This window comes from Pseudomonas sp. EggHat1, from assembly GCF_014892995.1.
GTDB lineage: Bacteria > Pseudomonadota > Gammaproteobacteria > Pseudomonadales > Pseudomonadaceae > Aquipseudomonas > Aquipseudomonas chaetocerotis.
Map to the genome: position 1 here is coordinate 325,582 of NZ_JACKQK010000005.1, position 6,158 is coordinate 331,739.

At 58.9% G+C, this 6,158-nt stretch carries 8 protein-coding genes; 2 read left to right on the forward strand and 6 right to left on the reverse strand.

The genetic code is table 11. The features are described from left to right. Window positions 1-3: 3 nt before the first annotated feature. Window positions 4-867 carry a MurR/RpiR family transcriptional regulator gene (locus INS93_RS11420; protein WP_192981930.1) on the reverse strand — a complete coding sequence of 288 codons (864 nt, stop codon included), beginning with the start codon at window positions 865-867 and terminating at the stop codon, window positions 4-6. A 187-nt stretch (window positions 868-1,054) separates the two neighbouring features. Here INS93_RS11420 and INS93_RS11425 point away from each other — a divergent pair, with 187 nt between their 5' ends. Both INS93_RS11425 and INS93_RS11430 read left to right on the forward strand, forming a co-directional pair. Continuing rightward, complete coding sequence (locus INS93_RS11425) at window positions 1,055-2,275, forward strand: amino acid deaminase (protein ID WP_192981932.1); 1,221 nt, start codon at window positions 1,055-1,057, stop codon at window positions 2,273-2,275. Window positions 2,276-2,361: 86 nt separating this feature from the next. Beyond that, window positions 2,362-3,339, forward strand: a complete 978-nt coding sequence (locus INS93_RS11430; protein ID WP_192981934.1) for a sugar kinase — start codon at window positions 2,362-2,364, stop codon at window positions 3,337-3,339. 61 nt (window positions 3,340-3,400) lie between these two features. On the opposite strand, the gene INS93_RS11435 is transcribed toward INS93_RS11430, so the two are convergent. The 5 genes from INS93_RS11435 to INS93_RS11455 all read right to left on the reverse strand — a co-directional run. After that, the gene (locus tag INS93_RS11435; protein ID WP_192981936.1) at window positions 3,401-3,676 is read right to left on the reverse strand and encodes a bacteriocin immunity protein; all 276 of its coding nucleotides are present in this window, start codon (window positions 3,674-3,676) and stop codon (window positions 3,401-3,403) included. Between the two features lie 155 nt (window positions 3,677-3,831). Continuing rightward, window positions 3,832-4,113 (reverse strand): bacteriocin immunity protein, encoded by a 282-nt coding sequence (locus tag INS93_RS11440; protein WP_192981938.1) that lies wholly within the window; start codon window positions 4,111-4,113, stop codon window positions 3,832-3,834. Between the two features lie 127 nt (window positions 4,114-4,240). Beyond that, a complete protein-coding gene (locus INS93_RS11445; protein ID WP_192981940.1) occupies window positions 4,241-4,501 on the reverse strand; it encodes a bacteriocin immunity protein in 261 nt (86 codons plus the stop codon). A gap of 199 nt (window positions 4,502-4,700) precedes the next feature. After that, window positions 4,701-4,955, reverse strand: a complete 255-nt coding sequence (locus INS93_RS11450; protein ID WP_192981943.1) for a bacteriocin immunity protein — start codon at window positions 4,953-4,955, stop codon at window positions 4,701-4,703. Continuing rightward, on the reverse strand, window positions 4,956-6,158 hold a 1,203-nt coding region (locus INS93_RS11455; RefSeq protein ID WP_226945469.1), incomplete at its 5' end, for an S-type pyocin domain-containing protein.

Genomic DNA, 6,158 nt, shown 5'->3' on the forward strand with positions numbered 1-6,158 from the left:
GCATCAATCTCCCAGCGGCTGGCGGTTGTCGCCGCCACGATGGGCATCGAGCGTGAGCTTCAAACGACGCAGCTTGTCTCGCGAACGCTGTCGGTGCCGCAGCGCCAGGCTCATCGCAAGGACGTCGATGGCCGCCAGCATGGCGTAGCGCGACGACGAAGGGTGGTAGATGAAGTCGGTTTCGCGCGACGCGACGGGAAGCACCACATTGGCCTGCTGCGCCAGCGGCGAGTCCGACGCGGTTAGCGCAAGCACCTGCGCGTCGTAACTGCGGGCAATGCGGGCCGCATCGACAATCTCTGGGGTAAAGCCGGTGAGTGACAGTGCGACCACCACATCGTTGGGGTCGAGCGTGGCGGCCACCATGCGCGGCATCAGCGCCTGAGGATAGGCGCTGATGGCGTAGCCCAGGCGCACCAGGCGAAATTGCAGTTCCTGCGCCAGGACGGCCGAACCGCCGCCTGCGCCGAAGACGACAATCTGCCGCGCGCCATCGAGCAGGTCGAGCGCGCCATCGAGGTCCGCGCTGGCCATGAGTTCGCGATTGAGGTCCAGGGTCTGCTTGGCGATTTCGTACACCACGCCGATGCCATCTGCCTCGGTTGCTTCCTGGATGAAGCGACGACCGACAGCGAGCGATTGCGCGAGCCGTAGCTTCAGATCACGTACATCCTGGCAGCCGATGGACTTGGCGAAGCGGGTGACGCTTGCATCGCTGACACCTGCGCGGGCCGCAATGGTCGAGATATTGGCGCTGGTCACGAAATCGATGTCCTCGATGACCAATGCGGCAACCTTGCGCTCGGCTTCGCGCAGGGTGGGATAGCGTTCGGTGATGCGCGACAGGATGTCGATTTCCAAATTCACTTGATGACTCCATTGCTGGCCGAAGGCGCGACCGAAGGGTCGCGTTCGGACTGTGATAATTTCTAACTTAAAAAAAATATTTGTGAAAGTTATTTTCCATGATTCAATCAACTCACCCACTCGGCGCCAGCAAATGCGGCTCTGCGTGACCCCCCATGACACGCTGAACATCCACCAAGGACCCAACATGGAACCCATTGCCCTGTCCGCCACGCCGCAGCCTGCTTTGGAAAAAGGCGCAATTGCAGGCTCGGGACAATCGCTGCTGCAGGACGTCAGCTTGCCGGCGGCGGTCATCTACGAACGCCCATTGCTGAATAACATTTCCTGGATGCAGGCCTTCGCCGAGCGCCATGGCGCCCGGTTGGCGCCCCACGGCAAAACCACCATGACCCCCGGCCTGTTCCACCGCCAGCTCGAAGCCGGCGCCTGGGGCATAACGCTGGCCACTGCGACTCAGTGCGTGGCGGCCTTTGAGCATGGCGTGACTCGGATGCTGATGGCCAACCAACTGGTCGGCACCGCCAACATGTCGCTGGTGGCCGGCCTGATCGCGAAAGGCGCGGAGTTCCATTGCCTGGTGGATGGGGTGGAAAACACCCGGGCACTCAATGCCTTCTTCGCGGAACGCGGGTTGCGCCTGCAAGTGATGATCGAGCTGGGAGTCGAAGGCGGCCGTTGTGGCGTACGCAATAACGGGGAACTGGATGCGCTACTCGCTGCACTCGCCGAATTGCCGGCCCTCTCCCTGACCGGCATCGAGGGCTACGAGGGCCTCATCGGCGGCCAGGACCCGATTGCCGGCGTCCGCGCCTATGCCGATCGGCTCGTGGATACGGTCAGGCGTCTGAAGCGGAGCAATGCACTCGCACTGCCCAAGCCGCTGATCACGGCGTCAGGATCGAAGTGGTTCGACCTGATCGCCGAAGCCTTCGATCGGGCCGACCTGCGCGACGAATACATACCGTTGCTCCGCCCTGGCTGCTATGTCGTGCACGATCACAAGCTGTATGCCGGTGCGATGGAGGACGTGAAGGCCCGGCATCCAGACTTGCAGGGTGAGCTGATGCCAGCGCTGGAAGTGTTCGCCCACGTTCAATCCCTACCCGAGCCGGGGCTCGCGATCATTGCGCTCGGCAAGCGCGATATCGGTTGCGATCCGGACCTGCCGATGCCCCAGCGGTGGTACGCCGAAGGGAAACCGCCACAGGATGTATTCGACTGGACCGTGCGAAGCCTCATGGACCAGCACCTGTACCTCAGCGTACCGGCCGGGACGGACCTTGCCGTAGGCGACATCCTTTCCTTCGGCACATCCCATCCCTGCCTGACCTTCGATAAATGGCGCCAGGTGTTGCTGGTGGACGATGAGTTGAAGGTCGTTGAAACGCTCGCGACGCGCTTCTGAGAAACAAGTCGCCGGTACATAGCACGGATGGCTAAGCGACCCCTTCTCCCGCGATCACACGTTGCACACAAGCATCAGGAGTGCACATGACTGTCTTGTTCAATTCCTCTGCCCCGCTCAAGGTAGGGCTGATCGGCGAATGCATGGTCGAACTTCAGCAGCGTCCTGACGGAAGCGTGCGGCAGACCTTCGGTGGGGACACGCTCAATACGGCCATCTACCTGAACCGTCTGTGCCGAGACAGCGGCATCGTCACCGAATACATCACTGCGGTAGGCGAGGATGCACTGAGCCAGGCGATGCGCGAGTGCTGGCGCGAAGAAGGCGTTGGCGACGGTCGGGTTCGCGTACTGCCGGACAGGCTGCCCGGCCTCTATCTGATACAGACCGATGCGCATGGCGAGCGAAATTTCCTCTACTGGCGTGGCGAAGCCGCGGCGCGCCATTGCTTCGACGGGCCAGGTGCCGAAGATCTATTGGCGTCACTCGCGGACTACGGAGTGCTCTACCTGAGCGGCATCAGTCTGGCGATCCTGACCACCGAAGGGCGTGAACGTCTGCTCGGTGCGCTGGCACAGGCTCGGAGTCGTGGTTCACACATAGTGTTCGACAACAATTATCGGGCGCGTCTATGGTCGGATGCTGCCCATGCCCGCACTCAATACGAAGCGCTACTGGCCATCACCGACATGGCCCTCGTAACCTGGGAGGACGATGTCGCCCTCTTCGGCTTCGAAACGCCGGAACAGTTGTTCAGGCATTACGCCGATTACGGGGTACGCGAGGTGGTGCTCAAACGGGGCGCTCGAAGTTGCCTGCTGAGCACGCCGAATGGTCGTGCTGAAGCGATGGCGGAGCGGGTGGAGCGTGTTGTGGATACTACCGCCGCCGGTGACTCCTTCAGTGCCGGCTATCTGGCTGCCCGCCTGCTGGCGAGCGATCCACTGACAGCGGCGTACTGGGGCCACCGCCTCGCGGGGGCGGTGATCCAGCACCCTGGAGCGCTGATCCCTCTGCATGCCATGCCGCAAATGCCACTGCCGGGCGATGGAGCCAGCGAATAACCGGGGACAGACCACGATTAATTTTTCGTAAATCGTAGTCCGCTCCCTATTGTTTGTTAGGTCAGCTGGACCTAAAACCGGGAAGTCCGTTCGCGGCACGCCACTCTTTCACGGTGCGAGTGATGCCCTCTGCCGACGTATCGGCCCCTTCTTCTGGGTAATAAATCAGGTCGGCCCCTGCTGGATGCTGGGACACTTCTCTGAAGTGAAGTAGCAGCACATCCGCCAGCTCGTCAGACTCCGACATGTCTTCTTTGAATAAGTCTTCCAGCAATTGTACGAACTCCGCTTCTGTATAATCCGAGAGGCTCTCTTTCAAACCATAATATTTGGCCATGGAACAATGTTACCCAATGCTTGATGCTATTACTCTGAAATCGCTATGACCAACCTGTAGTTTGAGCCTGAAGACGGGCCCATACAGCGTAGAACACGCCACGGAGTATCGGTAGCCGATGCCTCCTAGCCCTCGGCTATCCTGCTTCTGTTAGGTCAGTCAGACCTAAAACCGGGAAGCCCGTTCGCGGCACGCCACTTCTTAACTTCTGCCAAAACTCCTTCAGGACTGTCATCCACTCCCGAAGCGGGATAAAAGATCAAATCTGAGCCTCTAGGATGCTGCGTAACGCTCACGAAATGGTCTGTAAGCTGGCCGATATAGTTTTCAAGCGCAGCACCTTTCAAACCATTGATATCCTCGAAGAACTCTCGCAGGAAGGAGAGAAATTCAGCTTCCGTGTATTCCTCGATGGTTGCCTTGTTCTGGAAGTTCATCATTGATCCTTACTGGAGCTGAGCCGCAGCACATCAAGCGCCTATTCGCGCGGAGAACGGACTCACAAGCTCAGCATCCTTTGCAATAGCGAAGACTCCCCAGCTTTCGCTATCCACTCTTGCTGTGTCAGCTGGACTTGAAGCCGGGCAGCCCATTTGCTGCACGCCACTCTTTCACGATGCGGGTGATTCCTTCTGGGGAGTCGTCTGCCCCTGCAACCGGGTAGTAAATCCAGTCCGATGCAGAGGGATTTCCTGTCACGTCAATGAAGTGCTCCAACAAATCATCCTGATATTTCTCACCGCCGACAGCACTGCAAATCTCCTTAACTAGCAGGAGAAAGTGAGACTCGGTGTAATCGGAAAGTTTTTCTTTCCGCCTAATCATTTCACGCTCCTGTGCGTATCGATGTGATGCTTGGACTGATAAGGGGGCAGATTTATTTTCAAGTTCTAGTGATTCCGACACCTTGTTCCCGTGATTCTGACCTCATCCTGTTCCAGCAAATAACATGGCGATACCTGTTGATCGGTGAGAGGGCAATAGCCTATGAGTCCCCAGCCATCGCCATTCCCCAATTGCTATGTCAGGTGGACTTGAAGCCGGGCAGCCCGTTCGCGGCACGCCACCCTTTCACTGTGCGGGTGACACCCTCTGGCGAATCATCAACTCCGTCTTCTGGGTAGTAAAGCAAGTCAGTGCCCGCCGGGTGTTGAACTAATCGCTCCCAGTGATCAAGTAGCTCATCCCGCTCACTTTCAGATTTGCAGCGCCCGATAGAGCGCACTAGCTCAATAAACTCCAACTCTGTGTATTCCGACAAGCTGTCCTTTTGTGCCATTTACTTATCTCCGCGATGTATTTCGATATGGTGCCGGGCGGTAACTACTCGCAGATTGTCAAGGTCGTACACTGCACCGCCGTCCCTAATATGATCCATATGGTGTATCTCAAACTTACGGCGCTTGCCCGCCTGCTCATGACGCCGGCCAATCGGAGCCAGTCCGTTTGCCATATCGGAAAGGTTCCGATCGTTGAACTGACGCGCAAGCTCTGCATCCCTGGAAACCTCTATCCAGAACGCAGCCCTGAAGGAGTCGAAGCTACCAAAGCTCTGGCCCCTCAGTTTATCGGCTATATACGAGGGAATGGGAGCGCCCAGCCCCTCACCCGCCCCCGCCAACCAGATGCCCAACACATCCTCGCCGTACCCAGTGACAACCCCCGGATCATGCCGGGCATTCATCACGATATAGAGCGGCGCAATGCCTGAGCCAGCCGGGAATACCAGGATGAAATCCCGATACTCTGGCGGGTAGATCGGATTGACGATGAGGTTGTCGGCCTGCTCTACAGGCGGGTAAATCGTGATCAGCGGGGTTTGGGGGGCAGCCTCCAAGTCAGGAATGCCTAAGATATCGGAAGGATCGGTGGCAGGCGTCCAGATCAGCTCAACACCACCCCCGAAGTCCGCCACCATCTGGCTACCCACTCGGGCGAACTGGACAACAGGAATCGTTTCCCAGTCGCTTCGCAGCTGCGTGTTGTACCCGTAGCCCTTCAGCATGCCGTTCGGTCGTTCCTCGACCCGGATGCGAACCCGGGTGCGGGCCTGTCGCATCGTGCGAAGCTGCTCCTCCGTGTAGTGCGCGCTATCACCCATGCTGGACGGCCAGAGCATCGCCACAACACCAATGAGCGTGCCCCCAATCACTCCGCCCGTGACGACGCCGCCGCTAACTACACGACCACCCGCCCCGACCGCTACACGCCCACCGTTGGCCACTGCACCACCAGCAGATGCGATCTCGCAGAGCCCACCACAAGACTCACCGGCATCTAAAGGCGCAAGGCCACGCAGCGCCAAGGCGCCAAAACCAGCAGGAACATTCCCACTGATCTTCTTGAGCTGCACCTTGCCGCTCTCGTCCACATCTCTGCCGCCGAGTAACACCAGGTTGCCGTAGTCACTCACGTCATCGACCGGGAAAGTGCCTGACGACGTGCTGTAGTCGATCACCGAATCGGGCAGCCTGCTGCACTT